Raw genomic sequence first — 18,709 nt, forward strand, 5'->3', positions numbered from 1 at the left:
GTAATTGGCCCCAACACCCGTTCCCGTAGCCGAGATGGTGAAGGTAAAGGTGTCATCGGCTGGGTTGCTTGATGTACCATTGTCGTTACACGTTGGCGCAATCGTTGGGGTGTTGATGGAGCAAACAGGTGCCGACGAGTATCCCACATCAAAGCTGTGGTTATTCGCCCCTGCAACGGGAATATCGGTGGCAAGAACGGTCACTTCTCCGTTGGCCGGGGCATTGGAGTCAATGAGGCGGTTGCTGCCTGCGGCGGCAGTGGTGAGGTTATAAGTTGTTGCGGCAACAGTGGTCGTGGTCGGGAACCGCACCGTATAGGCCATATTCGGTTCCAATTGTGTGATGCCATAATCCTTACCTGTGGCATCCGTTCCGGTTGCACTCGAAAACAAGTAGTTCCCATTGGTATCGGTTGTAACAGTAGAAAGGGTGCTTCCGCCTTTTACCAACTGTACCTGAACGCCAGAAATACCGACTTCATCTGCGTCTTGGATGCCGTCGTTGTCCATATCAAGCCATATCCTATTTCCAATTTCAATAGGAGCAGGATCCGAAAACGCCTCGACATCTCCCAAGCCTGCCGACTTAAACCAAGGATTAGGGTTTGAAGGTGTTCCCCCTGGCCAAGTACTAATGCCATCATAAAGTGTTGCACCCACAGGTGTAGCTACACCACCTCTTGTATTTTGCCCTGCAGTGGTTCCAAAGTTGTTCATCCAGTTTATACCACCTGAGTTCAATCCTGTTGGTCCCATGGTCGTCTCCGCCATTTCAAGAAAACCCGGAAGTTGGACCAATCCCCCAAGTCCAGGATACGCATGAGAAGCATATTCATGATAAAAGACGGAACCACCAGGTCCTGGTGTCCATGCAACCGCAGTAGGATGCCCCGCACCACTTACGCCCCCGCATTGTCCTCCACTTTCCAATATCCACTCATTGCGGTTGCCATCTGAATCTGTATCATGACGGTCTAAACACGCCCTAAAACTTTTCCCCATGGTTGTTGCTTGTACGTTATTGGCTGGTGTCAATCCTGCATTTGAAGGTGTTGGCAAACCTGCATTAAAATGCACCAAATCTCCCCAACGGTCTCTAACCCCTAATTGCAAATCGCCATTATCTACTTCAATATCCGTTAACCAAAATTGCCGAAGCGCATTGGGATTAAATCCTGTTCCAGAGGTTCCCCATACCCAAGGTGTCCAACTAAAAAGGATTGCCCCACCTTGAGGGCTGGTAAAATTGACTCCATCAATCGTAAATACAGGTTGGGCTGAGAAACTTGAGCCTGTAAACTCATAAATAGCAACACCTACATCAGCTACATTGTACGCTCCAATAGACTCAGCTGTACAAGTCACCCCGACGTATAATTTCCCATCGTAATACTTAAGTGCAAATGGACGTGAATCATCGGTCGTATTAGAAGCCGTATTATCCACACACCAGTTTAAAGGAATAGGGTATCGCTGAATTTGTGCAGGCGTTAAAGAACCTGCTAAAGCGGGGTCTGCGGGTAACACATATAATTGCCGATCTGCTAAGTTTACCACATATAAAGTGCTTTCATCCTCCGAGATTTCCACATCTCCTAATGCAATTTTGCCAACCGTATTCCAACTGTCCACCCAAGATGCCGTATTGGCAGGATCACGTACATCATTAAACCAATTCCCACCTTCTGTTTGAGGATGTGGGTCTGCGCCAGCCGTATTCGCACCAAAAATAGCGTTTAGATCGGCATAAACCTTAACTTTATTCGGATCATTTATTGGAAGGTCTTTATTCACAATATAAATACCCCCTGTTCCTGCGGGGCCAAAGCCTGAATGACGGTGCATGAAAGCACCTGTATAAAGATTAGAGGTTGTCCGTTGCCATGCCAACCCCATTGTAGTGCCTACTTGATTAAATAAAGCATATGCAGTACTTGCTATTACAGCAGGGTTTTGGATGCCAATATTGGACGTTGGGTCTTGTGCATTATATGGGATCCCTATAATCGCAGGGGTTGAGCCAAAACTTGAAGAATTGTAATACCCATAAACAAACCGAGGGGTAACCAATTCTTGTTCGATAGCAGGTTGGGAATAATGGGAAGGGTTGTTTATCCCAAAGTTCACATTGCTAGCAGGAGCCGTTACAAACTGAACACTTGTCCCACCTGCTGCACCACTATAAAGATGCGTAGCAGCCCAAGAGAACTCAATTCTATAACTTCCATTAGGAGCAGCAATTTCATAGTACCCAATATTTGAAGAAGTACAAATAGCTGTTGGGTCATTTGCACCCCGACACGAAATGGCTGTTCCTTGTTGTGTGCCAGCCGCATTAAATACGGTTATGGTGATTCCGCCTAAGCCCGGCTCTTGATAAGTCGTGTTGTTGTCTTTAACGCCATTGGCATTAAAATCCCGAAAAACGGTACCGGTAATGGCCTGAGACATAGCCACTGCAGGATTAATGATTAAAATGATAAGAATTAAAATTTTCATATTTATTTCATTAATTAAAGATCAGTATTAATTCCTTATATGAAGAATAAGCAATTAATATTCCTAATTTAAATTAATGTTTAAAAATAGATCAATTGGACCATTCACTTTGATAATTTTGTTTTTAAATAATGAAGTAGATAGCAAAATATATACTTCTAATACTGATGTAAGGCTTGATATTTAAAATTAGGCTATGGGAGCTAATCTCATAAATAAATATCGTGTCACTATCAATCCTTTGGTTCTATTCTTTAAGTGCTTCGGTCAACCAAAAAAAGCTTCTACAGGCATACCTCGTAAAAGCTTTGAAAGGTAAAATGGTCTCCACAAATATTGGACTTACCTAATTCACTGTCACATTAATGGTTAGGGTATAGGTTCCCGGAGCGATATTGCCGAGCGTCCAGAGACCGGTGGCATTGCTGTACGAACCCGTTGCCGTGGTGGCACTTATAAAAGAAAGGCTTACTGGAAGGACATCGCGCACCACCACATTCATGGCCGTCCCGGGGCCTTTGTTCACCAAGGTAAGGGTGAATGTCATGGTGTCGCCCGGACGAACGACGGGGCTACTCGATGTCTTGGTGAGCTCCAGATCTGCCGAGGAAGGCGGAGGTGTACAAACACTAATGGCATAGCAGGCATAATCATCTTCGCTATTCGCACCATTATTAGGCGTTGAGTTGGGGTCGGACTCGGTCATGGCACTCACTTCCGAGCAGTTCATGATCGTGGTACAATCGGCAGAGCAAGGTATAGGCGGATTGGCGTGCGCCGGGCGCGTACAGGTTCCTGTTGCCACATCTTCCAGTGATAATTGCCGAAGCCCGCTGGAAATAGGGAAAGGCCCAAAAGATGCCGAAGTAGTGCCATAATTGACCGTACCTAACGTGGTTGTACCATCCTTCACCACATAATTCGTCCCCACACCCGAACCCGTTGTATTTACGGTAAATGTAAACGTATCATCCCCACCTGTATTCATTGTCCCGGCATTGTTACAAGTGGGGGTAATCGTCGGACTATTGATCGTGCAACTCGGCGGCGTAGAGGGGGTCACCACGTTTTGGTGTAGGGTAAACGAGGCATAAGAAGAACGCCCTGCCAATTCTGCTGGGTCTGCCGCACTTTCATTTCGCCAAAAGTATAGCTCAACCCTTGAAACTGGCGTAGAGGAGGGGACCGAGAAATCCACATTGCCATACTCCCCGTCTGCTTGTCTTGTGGTTGCTTGGGCACCGATATATAAACCACCCGCTGCATCCGATAAAATCGTCATCCCACCTGTAGTTTCTGTTCCACCACAATCTATATAAGAACCAGTTGCATTCCCAATTGGAATTGGAATTACTCCACCAGAGGCATTAAACGCCTTGATCTGCACCCATTCGACTCCGGGGTTAGCTACTGAACCAATATTCGACATGCTACCAATCCTGAAATTGGTCAGGATCACAGGCGTGTTGTAGGTGATCACAATCTTGGCAGGGCCATCCGCATTTCCGGGGGTTCCGCCTGTATCATGGATGTTATTGGTGAAACGTACACTCCCATGATAAATACTGGCGCAGTGCGCATCATTGATCCCTGCTGTAAACTGACTATCGCAACCTGCACCGGCTGCACTTTCCTGCCCGGCAGCCACATATAGATTGGGCGCATCACCATCCCACATGTTGGTAGAGTACCCATAGGTCACATTCACCCCACTACCTTCCCAGTTGGTAAATGTTTGCGAAGTGATATTGCTTGGTGCACACAAAGAACCAGAAAGCCAACCACCCGATCCATTCTGTGTATTGCTACCTGTCCGGAAAGAAGTGGAAGTAAATTGCGCAGTTACAGGGTGAACAAACCCGAAAACCACCATCCAAACGGTTAACGAAATCACCGATCTGGTAAACGATATGCTACGAAAAATAAAATTCATTTTTAGGAAATGTTTAACGCATTGAAATTCAGAAAGCTCTTTAGCACTGCGCCCAAATATTCCTATTTATGTGATAATTCAGGATCGGATTGGGTAATTGGGCAACGTGTCTTAAAACTTTTGTTTTCCAATGGATCAAATTCCATTCCTATCAATGATACAACAATCAATATTAGTCCTTTTGGTCTATTAAAATTGATTTATTTGGCCTAAAAACCCATCCCACTGTGGCAAAAAATAACTTCATTGCCCCAATATGATACCTCTTTAAGGCAACTGGTGCTGAAAATCTCGTACCGCCTGAAAGTCACGATGTGCTTTTCCAACCGTCTGGCTATACGACCTAAGCGCTTCATTTGAATATCTCCGTGCCACTGCAATCTGACCTTTTTTTAGATGTGCCTGCGCCAAATAGAAAAGTGTTCGGGCCTTGGCCTTTGTAGGGACAGGCCAGATACGGTTTTGAAATACAAGAACTTCGTCCCAAACAGCAATGGCCTGCTGCACTTTTCCGCTTTCCAAATAAAACCGACCCAAAACCTGCTTTGCCAAAACATGGGTATCTACATAAGAAAGGCCCTCTGTGCTGATTTCCAATATCTCTCGTTCTTGTGCAGGCATTGCTCCCTTTGTCAATGCGGCATGAATCAAACGTAGGCGTAGTGTGATGGCCTCGGCTGACCTATCCCCGTGGAGTGCGTGCTCCATTTCATATGCTTTTTGCCAGGTTGCAACCGCCTCGTTTTGAAGCCCAGCGTCTTCTTGCAAGATTCCCAGACGGTGGTACAACGGAACAAAGGATTCTTTGGAGTTTAGTGCTTGTTTTTCCTGCCAATCAATCAGGGATTTCATGGCCGCTAAGTGCTTACTGGTTTGCCCGTGGTTGGCCTCCATCATGATTTTCAACATTTTGGGCATGAAGGCCGCATTGCGTACCCGCTTCTCTTCCGAAAGCCCCAGATACGCCGTGTCGTAGGCAATAGCAGCCTCGTCATATCGTCCGGTGTTTTCGTAAATCCGGCCCAAATACGTCTGTGAAGATGCAATAATCCGCAGCGTATTCATGTCTTTGGCAGGCAATTGGGGCTTTAGTTGCAAAATATGGTTAAAAAATTGTTCGGCTTCGACGTATTCTCCCATTACAGTCTTTAAGGCACCCAAATTATGCAAGAATACTCCATACGTCATATTGTTTGACAAAGCCTCTGGGCGCTTCTTCGCCAACTGCTCATAGATAGAAACCGCTTTTCCAATCTGCCCCTTTTTTGTCAAAATGATTGCAATCCGGCTGGGCAGGTCAAACGCACAAGGGATGTCTATAAATTCATGTGCTTTACACGCCGCGTAAGCCTCCTGAAAGAGCAAAAGGGCTTTTTCCTTATCCCCCCAATTGTCATACAACATCCCGAAAACGTGCGACATCTCGGCATAAGCCCGTGGGTTTTTATTTTTGTTTTCCAACAAGTCTTTTGTTCCTCGTTGAATGACCGACTTGAAGCGAAGCGTATCCACCGATTGTCCGGTTATCTCGGCACTACCATTCAATAACAATCCGGTCATAAACTTGATCACCGCCATATTTTTTTCAGACTCCACTTCGGCACGCCTATTGGCTTCCATAACTTTATGGTTCTGCCAAGATAAAATCGCAAGTGTGGTCATAACTACCACTAAAGCAGCCACTACCGAGCCGACCAGTCCCTTATTCCGCAAAACAAACTTCTTAAACAGGTAAGCACGAGAAGGCAATTGTGCCAAAACCGGGCTTCCACTTAGGAATCGGTCTAATTCATCGAGTAATGCACCCGCCGAACGATAACGTTCCTTTGGATTTTTGGAAAGGGCCTTGAGCAAAACGGCATCTAAGTCTCCCAAAAACTGTTTATACAAACCATTTCGGGTTTGTTTTCGGTTGGCTAAGATCGCTTTTTGTCCTTCGGTAGGAGTTCGGAAATGTTGGCTAAGTGGCATAATATGGCGTGTGGCCACAATCTCTTCTAATACGCTTGGAGAGGCGTCTTTGGGAATGTGATAAGGCAATTTGCCAGCCAAGAGTTGATACCCCAAAACCCCTAAGGCATATACATCGGTGGCCATTCCGACTGGTTTACGCTGAAATTGTTCAGGGGCAGCATAGGCAGGTGTGAAGGCCATCATGCCCGTTTGGGTATGGGTTTCATCTTGTGTTTCCGGTAAAATTTTAGAAACACCAAAGTCCAAAAGTTTCACCACACCGTCATCGGTCACCAGCACGTTGCTCGGTTTGAGGTCACGGTGAATAATGAGGTTTTGGTGGGCAAACGATACGGCCATACATAACGAACGGAAAAGCATAAGCCGCTCTCGGACCGATAATTGATGCTCATCACAATACGCAATAATAGGCTTCCCCTTTATCAATTCCATGACCAAAAAATACCGACCATCGGGCAATTGTCCTACATCATACACCTGAGCAATGTGGGGGTGGTGTAGTGCACCTAAAATATTGGCTTCCTGAAGAAAGATTTGTTGGTGCTGCGGTGTATTGAGCAACACCTTGAGGGCAACGGTCTGTTGGAATGGATGTAGCCGCTCGCCCTCGAACACTTCCGAGAACCCGCCATATCCAATTCGACGACCAAAGCGGTAGTGCGGGTGGTTTAATGTGGTAAAAGAAGGCACTTCATCGGCCTCGGTCAGCCCCGCACTTTGGCGTAAACCATCCACTACATTCTTTGCTTCAGACCTCCGTGCAGACAATAAAGTCCAAACCCGTTCCGCCACCTCTGGGCTGGGCGCCGCCGCATTAATAAAATCGGCTTGTTCATCATCCGAAAGGTCTAAAGCCTGTAAAAACAATTCTTTTTCACTATTTTCCATATCACGCCTGATTATATCATTTATTTGAGTAACTCGGCTTTGAGCCAAGCCCGCGCATATTCCAGATCCCGCAAAACGGTTCGGTCTGTTACATCATGTAGAGTGCTGATTTCTTTTATTTTAAGCCCGATAAAATAGCGTTGAATAAAAACCTCGCAAGCACGTTCATCTTCTCGTTTCAGATATTCCAAGGCTTCATCGAGATTGGCCAGGGCCTCAATCTTTTCCGTCAATGCGATCTCGCCGACGGTTTCATAATCGGTAAGCAAGTGGGGTGGAATACGGCGGGCTGCGTTTTTTTTGGCTGCATGGTTGATCAATACCTGACGCATCAGTTGGCCCATGGTGTTATAAAAATGCCGGCGATTTTCCCATTTCAGTGGTTGGTTATATCCGATTCGTAGCCATGCTTCGGAAATAAGTTCTTTGCTGTTAAAACCAAGCGCACCATTTTCCTTACCGAGAAGGTTTTGGGCAATTTTTTCCAAATGATGCCACACCCGGACCAATACCTCGTTCCATTCGTCCGCTTCAGGGCTTTCGATGCTGTTGAGGAGCGTTGTCAGATGTTCGGGGATTGTCGTTTTCATGCCTTTTCAGAGAACAGGATTAAAAGGGTAACCATTATCAGATATCTTTGGGGAGGAGGAACACTAAAATACATGATAACCATATAGTCCATTTGGTCTAATTTTTGTCCATCATCCTCGTTACCCATTTTTTACACTTCAAAAATCATTTTTAATAAATCAGAATGTCACAATTCGCTTTTAAATAGGCATGTAGATACACCACCCATTTTTATTGGAACCGGATGTATCATGGCTATACTTGTTATAAAAGAAACCACCCCGCTTATTGACCTTCCGTTGCCACTTGGAGTCTTGTGCATAGACCGAAAGAGTCAGCGCATCCTACAACGAAATGCGTTTATGGCTTCGCATTATCCTTATACATTCTTAGAAGGGATTCCCCTCTCGTCCTACATTCACCCGGAAGATTTACCCCAACTGCACACAACCATACAGCAGTTTTCTGGCAAGTACGACTCCCCTCTTTCGCTACGTTTCATGGATAACGAAAGAAAATGGCATTGGGGGCAGTGGCGATTGGGCTGTATGGACCTACAAAGCAATGCAGAAGTACTCTTCTTGTGTTTTATCGAATGCCCCCCTTCCGACGGTTTTGCTTTTACGAAATCTCAAGCCCCCAACCCATTCATAGAGTCGCCTATTGCCTTAACACGACGCGAGGAAGAAGTGCTAAAATTGATTGCAGCGGGAAAGCGAGACAAAGAAATTGCTTCGGAATTATACCTAAGTTCTTATACCATCATGAATCATCGGCGCAGGCTTCTACGAAAATTAAATGCAAAGAATAAAGTTGATTTGGTTAGGATTTCAAAAGAAAAAGGACTGCTATGAAGGTTTTTTCGTAGGCCGATATTGGTTTGCACGCCTATTTTCTGCCGCTTCTTGGGCCGTTTCCAAGATGCGTTTGGCACGGGTAGCAGGCTGTTTGGCGCTGGATATCCACTCTAATAGGGCGCGTTTTACCGAGGCCGGGAAGCGCTGAAAGTGTTCCTCCGCAGTTGGATATGCTTCTAAGGCCCTTTGCAGGTCTTTAGGTATTTCTAAGGCAATCACCGCATCCAAAGCCGTCCAAGTACCTGTTTTTTTGGCTAAGGTCACCATTTCCCAGCCTGCTTCGGTCATGAGGCCCTGCTCGGCCAAACGAGTAACTTTATCTTTATTGACCCCGCTCCAATTGCTCTTGGGTTTCCGTTTAGAAAAATATTGGTAATAGCTCTCGGCATTGCGTTTGGCGGGCTTGCTGTCTATCCAGCCAAAGCACAGGGCTTCATCCACCGCTTCGTCGTAATAGACACTGGGTACACCACTTTTTTTATGATACATAATAAGCCATACCTTGTCTGCGGTTTGATGGTTAGCGGCCAACCAAGCACGCCAAGCAGCGCGACTTTCGGCATAAAAGGACGATATGCCATCTGGTCTAAAGGGCGGGATGTCTTGCATGTTCAATAGTCGTTTATGAAGAAGGTATAGCGGCCACCGCGCCCTTTTTAAGGGTAGCTGCCCGCCTTTGCCGTATTTTCTCGACAGGTTCCGCCACCCATTGGTTCAATAAAATGGCCATCAACAAAGAATAGGCGGTCACCGTCACCCCGTGCCCACCCAAATCCGGAAACAGTTTCACCGTCCAGGCACTCACAAAGAGCATGTGGCAAATATAGAGCGGATACGAAAGCTCCCCAATCCACCGGTCCACTTTGTTGTTTTTGGTATATTCAAAGAGAAATGGAATGGCCAATACCAACAATGCAGTATAGGTATATTTCAGCGGATAATACCACGAAACAGGGGCCTCTTGGTATATCAGGGTTCCGGCAATCACTACAACCAAAATGGCCTGATACACATAGCGAGGAATCGCCCTTTCTTTTATTTTTTGATACAACCGATAAGACACATTCCCTAATAAAAAGTACATCAACTCCAACGGAAAGAAACGATAGCTCCAAGGGTCGTAGTTCAGATCAAATTTATACGCCAGAATGCGCAAAACAATGGTGAATCCCAAAAGCCAAGAAACCGACTTTAAGGGCCTCCGGACAATAAAGGGGGCCATCAAATAAAAGGTGATTTCTACCCCCAAGGTCCATGCCTGTGGAATCATTAAAAACTTATTGATTGGCGGATCGAAGAGCTTGTAATTATGAGAAAGCATTAAAATACCGTCGGTCTGATGATAGCCCGTAAACATCAGCCAGTCTTGCCCAATAAGGCCAAAGTTCGAGAAGGTGAGCACACCCCATGTCCACCAACTCATGTTGCCTCGAATAAAATATTTATAGTACGGGTCCAACAATCCGGCGTAAAAGCCGTGGTGGTTTTTAAAGGCAATAAAACTCGTCAGAATCACAATGCCCAGGACCGCCCAGTAGATCGGATAAAGGCGAAGTAGGCGATTGGTAATAAACAGCTTATAGGTATCCTTCCCTGTTCCAGTATATTTTTCGTTTAGCACCATAGACATATAGAAGCCGGATATAATGTAAAAACATTGAACGGCATTTAGACCACCCACCATCTTTATGCCCAGAATGGGCGAACTGTGGGTAAATACAACAGCTATAGCGAGTAAAAGGCGATAAAGTCCCACGGTTGCAAATGCTGGTTGGTGTGGAAAAAGGGAGTGGGGGCAAGTCCTAAAGATACAACACTTCCGAAAGCGGCTTTTGCATCATAAACGACTCTTCACCGAAGGTACACAGATACATCCTATGTACCGAATTTGACGGATACAAGACATCTGCCACGAATCGTTTGTATATTTGTATCACCACGTACCACCACTTGTATTAATCTACCCGCTATTATGCCACGCGCTTTCCGAATTGCTTTGGTTATTTTACCAGTCTTGTTTTTACTGGCGGTCTTTGCCTTGATGGCCCTGGGCTACAAGTCCCTTTTACCCGGCTACCACGCTTTTTTTTATACGCCTTCTAAATACCAGAAAACCATCCAGGAAATCTTTCGTGAACGGGACGATATCCGGATGCAGTATAAGACGGCCTTTATTGAGGCACAACGCGACGACGCCATTGATGTTGCGAGCCAAACCCTTACCCAAAACATTGAATCTCGGATATGGCCCTACTGGTTGGGCACTGCCTATGACTTTAATGGCAATACCCGCACACCAGGTAAAGGCAAAATTGCCTGTGGATATTTTGTGACCACTGTGCTATACGATGCTGGCATCCCGATAGACCGCAACACATTGGCGCAAGTGGCTTCCGAGAAATTGGTGACTGGGCTGGTGGGCGAGCCGAATACCCGGCGATACCATAACCTGACCATCGGCGAGTTCCTTAGCGCCGTAAAGTCTTTTGGTGAAGGTTTGTTTGTCGTCGGCTTAGATACGCATACGGGCTTTTTGCTGTATGAACCAGAAGAGGTGTATTTCATCCACGCCAGTGCCCGTTTTCCCCACGCGGTTGTTCGGGAGCCTGCCGCCGCATCCCCCACCTTGCGCAATTCCAAATACCGTGTTCTGGGCAAAATCTCCGGAAATTATGGATTGATGTCGGCATGGCTCAATGTCCGTCCTTCGCCCGTTGCCACCAAAGAAAAACGATTGCGGGGCGAGGGGCTTTTGGTACAATAACGCCAAGCCCAAAACGGCATTGCCGATGATGTTGCAAAGGATAATCTCATTTTTTCTGTTTTGGGAAGAGTGTCGGCGAAACCCGCCTGAGATTGAAGAACGGGTATCGGCCCATAAACGACGTCCCTCTTTACAAAATCAGCATCGTAAGGACGAGAATCCAGCGTGGAAGAAACCTAAGCCCGCATCTTGTTTCCTTAATCGTCTATTTGCATTAATCTGCCCTCTTTTGTTTTATAGGTGTGGTTTGTTATATTACTTAGTTACCCTGCCTTCAGCGACCCTAACCTTGGACTTGTGTGGAAGCCGCCCGTTTGATAGAAGCCATAGAACAGATTCTGCCCAAAGAAAAAATCCGCTCTCGGCTGATTGACCGCTATGCGTTTGCGAGCGACGCTAGTTTTTATTACATGATTCCGCAAGTGGTGGTTATGCCCGATACCGTGGGTGAAATCCGATCGCTATTCGGATTATCGCAGCGTTTGGGTATTCCGATGACGTTTCGGGCTGCCGGAACCAGTCTTTCTGGCCAAGCCCTGACCGATGGCATTTTGGTGGACCTTAGCCGGAACTGGCGAAAACTTTGGGTGGAGGATGAAGGGTGGCGTATTCGCGTCCAACCGGGCGTGATCGGAGGCCATGCAAACAATGCCTTAAGGCGATATGGCCGTAAGATAGGCCCCGATCCAGCCTCGATTAATGCCGCCATGATGGGGGGGATTTTGTCTAATAATGCCAGTGGGATGTGTTGCGGTGTTGCACAAAATGCCTATCATACGCTCGAAAGCATGACGCTTATTTTGCCCAATGGCCAGTCTTTTGATACGAATGTCCCTACCTCTTATACCCGATTTGAGCGAGAATCAAAAGACGTATTTGACGGCATCCGAAAAATCAGGCGGCAGATTATAGAAGACCCCAGTATGGTAGAACGGATCCGGCATAAGTACCGCACCAAAAACACGGTGGGCTATGGCCTGAATGCGTTTCTCGATTACGAACACCCCTTAGACATTATTGCACGCCTCATGATTGGGGGCGAAGGGACTTTGGGTTTTATTGCCGAAGCGGTTTTGGTAACGGTACCCGATTATGCACATAAGGCAACCGGAATCTTGTTTTTCCCCGATTGTGCAAGTGCTGGTCAGGCCATTCCGATTCTACGGGAAACGGGTGCGGCAGCACTGGAATTAATGGACGGTATGGCCCTAAAGAGCATTGCCGAATTGCCCGAGGCGCCAGAAATCCTGAAAACCCTGCCCGATGAAGCCGTTGGCTTGCTCTGTGAATACCATGCGCCCGATGTTTGGAGTTTAGACCGTGCAATGGAAATTGCAGACGCTTCGTTCTTGCGGCTTCGCATTTTAAATAAACCCAAATTCTCCCGAAATCCTGTCAATCAAGCCAAACTCTGGAAACTTCGCAAGGGCCTCTACCCCTCTGCGGCTGCCCTGCGTGGACGAGGTGAGGCAGTGCTATTGGAAGATGTAACCTTCCCGGTCGAAAAATTGGGGGAAGCTATTCCAGACCTGCAAGCCTTATTGTATCGGCATGGGTATGCGAATCCCATCATTTTTGGTCATGCCAAAGATGGGAACCTGCATTTTGTGGTCTCGCAGCCTTTGGAAGAAGCTGATATCGGACGTTATGCCCTTTTTATGGAAGAACTTTCGGACTTGGTTTTGCTCAAGTATGGTGGTTCTCTGAAGGCAGAACATGGCACAGGGCGCAATATCGCCCCGTTTGTCGAAGCCGAGTGGGGCGGAAAGGCGTATAGCATCATGAAACAGGTGAAGCGGCTCTTAGACCCCGACAACCTGTTGAATCCGGGTGTGATTCTGAACAACGACAAAGCCGCCCATATCCGGAACCTGAAATCGCTGCCCGTTGTAGAGACCGAAGTGGATAAATGTGTGGAATGTGGATTTTGCGAAAACCGATGTCCTAGCCGAGACTTTACCCTCTCGCCTCGTCAGCGCATTGGCATCCGACGTGCCATAAAGCGACTGGAAGCAGTGGGTAAGCAAGAAGAAGTCCGGCAATTGCGGCAAGAATACCAATTTGATGGATTAGAAACCTGTGCGGTGGATGGCCTGTGTGCCTTAGACTGCCCCGTTGGAATCAATACGGGCGAATTGGTGAAGCGTTTACGGCGTGAAGGGCACTCCCGCTTTGCCCAAAAAATGGCCCTTCAGGTGGCACAGTCCTTCCGAAATACCGTCAAGCTCACCCGTCTGGGTTTACAAATGGGCGGACAAGTAAACCGCGTTTTGGGCCGCCGTACTATGGAACGCCTAACAGGAGTCGCAAAAAAATTCAGTCATACGCTCCCGCAATGGTCCGAACAGTTGCAAACGCCGCCAGAACTCATTGCCAACACCCCCGTCAAGGCCGATGCCGTCTATTTTGCCACTTGTATTACCCGTACATTGGGCGAAGGAGAAGGCGGAAAAGCTTCCTTGCTGCGTGTTTTTATCGAGGTCGCAGAACGAGCGGGGGTCTCGCTCTTTTTACCCACCAGTATTGGCGGTTATTGTTGTAGCCAGATTTTCTCGTCCAAAGGCTATACCCAAGCACACGAATATATGGCCAACTATGTGGTCGAGGCCCTGTATCAATGGACGGAAGGGGGAAAACTACCCGTAGTGCTGGATGTCTCTTCCTGTACCCAGTCTATGCGCCAGATACGTCCGGTCCTTTCGCCCCGCAATCAGCGATATTTTGACTCACTCCAGATTTATGACAGCGTAGAGTTTATCGCGGAATATCTTTTACCCCGCCTTGTTATCCGCCATAAAAAACACCGCGTGGCCCTACATCCTGTCTGTTCATTGCATAAAATGGGAACGGTTAAGGTATTGGAAGAAGTAGCTCAGGCCTGTGCTTTGCATACGTTTATCCCAGAACATGCCGGATGTTGTGGCATGGCCGGCGATCGTGGGTTTGTGGTCCCCGGGCTTACCCAAGCAGCCACAGCACGCGAAGTGGCCGAACTCCATGCAGATTCTTGCGACGGATATTATGCCACCTCCCGACCTTGCGAATTAAGTCTGGGGGAAACCTCTGGGCTTCCTTTCGAGTCCATTCTCTACCTGCTCGAAGAAGTGACCCGTCCTTAACTGGACGATGCGAGGACTTATGAGACAATTGCAATGGATGGTGCTTAAACGCTTCCCGGGGCCATTTATGGCTGCTCTGGGGTTGTTCATGTTCCTTATTCTCATGCAATTCCTCATGCAAAACCTGCCCAAAATTGTGGGGAAAGGGTTAGACCCTATCGTCATGCTTGAGTTGATCGCATATAGTTTGGCCTATATGTTTACGCTGGCTGTACCCATGTCTATGCTGGTGGCCACTCTCATTACATTTTCAAAACTCGTTGAAACCCGCGCCTGGATGGTTATCCGGAATGCAGGGGTTTCCCTCCTGCAAATTTTATGGCCGCTACTGGTTGTTGCTGGCTTTATAACCGCTGGTATGTGGCATTTTGCCGGCGAAATCTTACCAGAAGCAGGATTCCGGAGCAGTGGCCTATGGCTGGATATTGCCCGAAAAAAACCAGATTTTTTATTGGAAGAAGGCAAATTTTATAATGGACTGCAGGGCTACACCCTCCTCGTCCGGCAAAAAGCCATCTGGAGTGGCGAACTACGAGGCGTTTTTCTTTTTGACTACACCAAAGGCAACCGCCGACAGGCCACCTTAATCGCCGAAAAAGGATACCTGACCAGTATTGGCCAAGACTTGCTTAAACTCACGTTGGTAAATGGTGAACTCCACCGAAATATTCAGGACATCCCTATACGGTACGAGCGGGTACGGTTCCGTAAATATGAAACCACTTTCGATACTTCGGACTTGATGTTCCGCAGGGAAAATAAAGAAGGCATTCGCGGAGACCGCACCATTGCCGTTTCACGCATTAATACCATTGTGGACTCTATGCGGGCGGAACTCCAGAGAAAAGAGGGCCTTTTTTTCAAAGACCTTCAGCGCGGGGCAGACTTGACCCGTAAAGTGGATGCCCTCGCTACGTTTGAACTACAAACCCTCCTCGATTCGGTGAAGGTTGCCGATCTACCCACAACCCGTCGCATCCTACGGGGACTATCTCCGAAAAACAAGCAGCAAGTCTATCAAAAAGCCATTCAATCTGCCCAACAACGGGTCTCTATGATTTCGGTGGAGCAAAGTAATTTTAAGTTTCAACAACAACGAATAGATGAGTATATCGTGGAAGTTTATAAAAAGCGGACCATGGCCATTGCCTGTTTTGTTTTTGTCTTGCTCGGCGCCCCGTTGGGCCTGCTCATCCGGCGGGGTGGCTTGGGGGTCGTAGCCGCCCTAGCAGGTATTTTGTTTATGCTCTTCTGGTTTGGCATGGTGAACGGCGAAAAATTGGCCGATCGTGGTTTTGTACCACCCATCATGATGTGGGCAAGCACTGCCATTATGGGTAGTTTGGCCCTTTTTCTACTTTTGCGCCACCAATTTGGACACCTTGGGATTCCCATTCGTCGCTACTTGCAGCGCATCCCTTTTCCCCGCCTCCCACGCCGAGAAAAAAATAACACCCCTCCTTCTTAACCTCCTAACCACATGCTATATATTGTCCCCACGCCCATTGGCAACCTCGAAGACATCACCTTGCGGGCGCTACGCGTTCTCCGCGAGGCCGATGTGGTGGCCTGCGAAGACACCCGAACTTCCGGTGTGTTGCTACAACATTACCAAATCGAAACGCCACGTACCAGTTTTCATGCGTTTAACGAAGCTGCAAAAGCAGATCACCTGATTGCACGCATCCAGCGCGGGGAAACCGTCGCCCTGATTTCGGATGCCGGAACGCCGGGGATTTCCGACCCGGGGTTTTCTTTGGTTCGTGCAGCCATTCAAGCCGGGGTTTCTGTAGAGGTATTGCCCGGAGCCACCGCATTTGTGCCAGCCCTTGTGGCATCCGGCCTGCCCTGCGACCGCTTTGTATTTGAGGGGTTTCTACCCGTCAAAAAAGGCCGTCAAACACGAATGAAAGCCTTGTTGGAAGAAAGCCGAACAATGGTGTTTTATGAGTCGCCACACCGCATTCAAAAAACCTTGGACGGATTTATTCCCTTGTTTGGTCCCGATCGCCCCGCTTGTGTGGCTCGCGAGTTGTCAAAAAAATTTGAGGAGGTGGTACGGGGTAGTTTGTCTTCGGTACGGGCACATTTTGGCCAAGAAGCCAAAGTCCGAGGCGAGTTTGTTCTCATCATCGGCGGTAAAGCAGGATCATTTGGGTGATATCTATAGAGCCTCATCACGAACTTGCCAACGCCATCAGAACAAGTAATTTGCATGTTCTGGACAGCAAACGGTATGTAGGGATGAATGTTCTCTCAGGTACTTCGCCTGCAAACCCACTTGCTTTGTTGCAGACGCTTTTCATAGCTTATCAGTCACAATATTGGTTACATAAAGCATATCCTATAGCACCAATATTTGGTTTTTAACAAACGTCAAACCTGAAAAACAAAAAGGGAAGGTAATCCTGATTGATGCATCTCAGCGTTTTGCCAAACTTCGCAAAAATCTGGGCGCCAAAAACTGCGAACTAAGCCCGCACACATCAAAGAAATTCAAGGTACCTGACTTGACCCCACCCAAAGCCCCTGCAAACGCAACCGCCTTTAACCATCAAGGCTTATATGTGGACGTATCTTGGTTGGGTTCGCCTTCTACCGATGTGACCACATACGAGGTTTGGCGAGAAACCAATGGGGCAACGGCAATCCGCCTTGCCACCCTGAAAACCGATGTGTTTTGGCGAGACCAAGCCGTTCAACAAGGCTTTACCTATACCTACAAAGTGGTGGCCCTAGACTCATTAGGCAATGTGAGCAAGCCAGCCCTTACAAAACCTCTTACCTTCCGTGATTCGACTCCTCCGCGTGCTGTGCGGAACATTCGCGCTTTTTACCAAAATGGAGGCGTTTTGGTGGACTGGGAGCCAGTCGTCGCAGCAGACTTGGCTTCTTATCGGGTTTTGCGTGCCGTTTCCCTCGCAACAGGCGAATACAAAGAAATTGGCTTGGTAGATGAGTTTCCGCGACCCCGAAGGCACCCTCAAATCTTTCTATAAAGTGGTCGCATTAGATACCGGCGGCAACAGCAGCCCCGATACCGAGTTTGCAAAGGTGTATCCTGCCTTACAAGAATGAACCCGTAGATGAACTTAGGCTTGTGCTTGGAACTGCGCCAATAACTGCTGCTGCAACGCATTTTCCCGCTCCAACCACGCAATTTTCTCTTTCAGATGGGCATTTTCTTGTTGTAGAAGGGCAAGTTCCTGCCCGCTTGAGGATGAAAAGGTCTGAAAATTTGAATTGCCTTCTTTGACTTGGTTCTTATTATAAATAACGACTTGCCCGTGTAGCAACTGCTCTAATGATAGCTCTAACGCAGTTGCGATTTGCTCCAAACGATGAAAGTTAGGCTTCGTTTCCCCTCTTTCAATCTTGCCATACGCATTCTTGCTAATCCCCAACCGTTCTGCCATGTACTCTTGTGAAAGCCCCTTCGCATCATTCATTAAGGGCAAATTCTGAAACCCTGCCATTTATTTCAGGCAAAAAAGTAAGACGGGTACGCCGAAAACGAAAGAGTAGGCAAAAGGATGATAGTTAGATGCCAAAAGACGGAGAAGAAAAACGTCGTACTTGTTCTAAATGCAAAGAAGTTACTTGGCATACGTACATTGTTACATGGATTGGTTCAAACAAATGGAGTTGCCCAGCGACCTATCAAGTTGCCACCGGATTATCCGTGAATGGGTATCTATCATTGAAGGCTTCAAGCCTCAATTGGAGGGTTGTGTTGAATAAGTTGAGAAGCAATATCAAGATGCGGTCTTGGCTTTCGCTTTTCATGCAGAAGTACCCTTCTCCAACAATCAGACTGAAAGGGACATTAGGCCCGCCCAAGCCAAAATGAAAGTCGGTGGCTGTTTCCGTACCCAGTACGGAGCAGAAATCTATGCCCGTATCCAAACCGTTATCTCCACGGTCCAAAAACTGCAATTCAATCCTTTCAATGAACTCTATATCACCTTATCTGGCGGTATTCCAGAGTATCATGTTGATGGGGGGAACCCGTTACAAAATTTTACGCAGCTATTGACTTTGTTTTATAACGATTGTAGATTCAATTCAATTCAATTCAATTCAATTCAATTCAATTCAATTCAAT

Annotated in this window: 14 protein-coding genes; 7 read left to right on the top strand and 7 right to left on the bottom strand. The window is 47.3% G+C overall.

Annotated elements, in window-relative coordinates; all coding sequences use genetic code 11:
- The 4 genes from JNN12_06200 to JNN12_06215 form a co-directional block, all read right to left on the bottom strand.
- Positions 1-2,499: hypothetical protein (locus JNN12_06200; protein ID MBL7977914.1), on the bottom strand; the 2,499-nt coding region annotated here is incomplete at its 3' end.
- Positions 2,500-2,845: 346 nt separating this feature from the next.
- Positions 2,846-4,432, bottom strand: coding sequence for a DUF11 domain-containing protein (locus JNN12_06205; protein MBL7977915.1), 1,587 nt, complete (start codon positions 4,430-4,432; stop codon positions 2,846-2,848).
- Between the two features lie 267 nt (positions 4,433-4,699).
- Complete coding sequence (locus JNN12_06210) at positions 4,700-7,294, bottom strand: protein kinase (GenBank protein ID MBL7977916.1); 2,595 nt, start codon at positions 7,292-7,294, stop codon at positions 4,700-4,702.
- Between the two features lie 20 nt (positions 7,295-7,314).
- The gene (locus JNN12_06215) at positions 7,315-7,884 is read right to left on the bottom strand and encodes a hypothetical protein (GenBank protein MBL7977917.1); all 570 of its coding nucleotides are present in this window, start codon (positions 7,882-7,884) and stop codon (positions 7,315-7,317) included.
- Between the two features lie 231 nt (positions 7,885-8,115).
- Here JNN12_06215 and JNN12_06220 point away from each other — a divergent pair, with 231 nt between their 5' ends.
- Positions 8,116-8,718 (top strand): hypothetical protein, encoded by a 603-nt coding sequence (locus JNN12_06220; protein MBL7977918.1) that lies wholly within the window; start codon positions 8,116-8,118, stop codon positions 8,716-8,718.
- On the opposite strand, the gene JNN12_06225 is transcribed toward JNN12_06220, so the two are convergent.
- Positions 8,713-9,330 (bottom strand): YdeI/OmpD-associated family protein, encoded by a 618-nt coding sequence (locus tag JNN12_06225; GenBank protein MBL7977919.1) that lies wholly within the window; start codon positions 9,328-9,330, stop codon positions 8,713-8,715. The genes JNN12_06220 and JNN12_06225 overlap by 6 nt on opposite strands.
- A 13-nt stretch (positions 9,331-9,343) precedes the next feature.
- Entirely contained in the window at positions 9,344-10,477 is a 1,134-nt protein-coding gene (locus JNN12_06230; protein ID MBL7977920.1) for an acyltransferase, read from the bottom strand.
- Positions 10,478-10,693: 216 nt separating this feature from the next.
- Here JNN12_06230 and JNN12_06235 point away from each other — a divergent pair, with 216 nt between their 5' ends.
- From JNN12_06235 to JNN12_06255, 5 genes are all read left to right on the top strand, one after another.
- Positions 10,694-11,485: a hypothetical protein gene (locus JNN12_06235; protein MBL7977921.1), complete on the top strand. Its 792-nt coding sequence runs from the start codon at positions 10,694-10,696 to the stop codon at positions 11,483-11,485.
- A 299-nt stretch (positions 11,486-11,784) separates the two neighbouring features.
- Entirely contained in the window at positions 11,785-14,604 is a 2,820-nt protein-coding gene (locus JNN12_06240; protein MBL7977922.1) for an FAD-binding oxidoreductase, read from the top strand.
- 19 nt (positions 14,605-14,623) lie between these two features.
- Positions 14,624-16,072 carry an LptF/LptG family permease gene (locus tag JNN12_06245; protein MBL7977923.1) on the top strand — a complete coding sequence of 483 codons (1,449 nt, stop codon included), beginning with the start codon at positions 14,624-14,626 and terminating at the stop codon, positions 16,070-16,072.
- A 12-nt stretch (positions 16,073-16,084) separates the two neighbouring features.
- Positions 16,085-16,765 carry a 16S rRNA (cytidine(1402)-2'-O)-methyltransferase gene (rsmI, locus tag JNN12_06250; GenBank protein MBL7977924.1) on the top strand — a complete coding sequence of 227 codons (681 nt, stop codon included), beginning with the start codon at positions 16,085-16,087 and terminating at the stop codon, positions 16,763-16,765.
- Positions 16,766-17,114: 349 nt separating this feature from the next.
- Positions 17,115-17,603 carry a hypothetical protein gene (locus tag JNN12_06255; protein ID MBL7977925.1) on the top strand — a complete coding sequence of 163 codons (489 nt, stop codon included), beginning with the start codon at positions 17,115-17,117 and terminating at the stop codon, positions 17,601-17,603.
- Between the two features lie 93 nt (positions 17,604-17,696).
- Here JNN12_06255 and JNN12_06260 read toward each other — a convergent pair whose 3' ends face one another.
- On the bottom strand, positions 17,697-18,080 hold the full coding sequence (locus JNN12_06260) for a helix-turn-helix transcriptional regulator (protein ID MBL7977926.1): 384 nt from the start codon (positions 18,078-18,080) through the stop codon (positions 17,697-17,699).
- A 292-nt stretch (positions 18,081-18,372) separates the two neighbouring features.
- Here JNN12_06260 and JNN12_06265 point away from each other — a divergent pair.
- The coding region (locus tag JNN12_06265) for a transposase (GenBank protein MBL7977927.1) at positions 18,373-18,709 on the top strand (337 nt) is incomplete at its 3' end.

It is taken from the genome of Bacteroidetes Order II. bacterium (assembly GCA_016788705.1).
In the GTDB taxonomy this organism is placed as follows: domain Bacteria; phylum Bacteroidota; class Rhodothermia; order Rhodothermales; family UBA2364; genus UBA2364.

What these genes read in the sequence shown, in the direction of transcription:
- JNN12_06205 (MBL7977915.1), bottom strand. Translation starts at nt 4,432, where the DNA reads ATGAATTTTATTTTTCGTAGCATATCGTTTACCAGATCGGTGATTTCG.
- JNN12_06210 (MBL7977916.1), bottom strand. Translation starts at nt 7,294, where the DNA reads ATGGAAAATAGTGAAAAAGAATTGTTTTTACAGGCTTTAGACCTTTCG.
- JNN12_06215 (MBL7977917.1), bottom strand. Translation starts at nt 7,884, where the DNA reads ATGAAAACGACAATCCCCGAACATCTGACAACGCTCCTCAACAGCATC.
- JNN12_06220 (MBL7977918.1), top strand. Translation starts at nt 8,116, where the DNA reads ATGGCTATACTTGTTATAAAAGAAACCACCCCGCTTATTGACCTTCCG.
- JNN12_06225 (MBL7977919.1), bottom strand. Translation starts at nt 9,330, where the DNA reads ATGCAAGACATCCCGCCCTTTAGACCAGATGGCATATCGTCCTTTTAT.
- JNN12_06235 (MBL7977921.1), top strand. Translation starts at nt 10,694, where the DNA reads ATGCCACGCGCTTTCCGAATTGCTTTGGTTATTTTACCAGTCTTGTTT.
- JNN12_06245 (MBL7977923.1), top strand. Translation starts at nt 14,624, where the DNA reads ATGAGACAATTGCAATGGATGGTGCTTAAACGCTTCCCGGGGCCATTT.
- rsmI (MBL7977924.1), top strand. Translation starts at nt 16,085, where the DNA reads ATGCTATATATTGTCCCCACGCCCATTGGCAACCTCGAAGACATCACC.
- JNN12_06260 (MBL7977926.1), bottom strand. Translation starts at nt 18,080, where the DNA reads ATGGCAGGGTTTCAGAATTTGCCCTTAATGAATGATGCGAAGGGGCTT.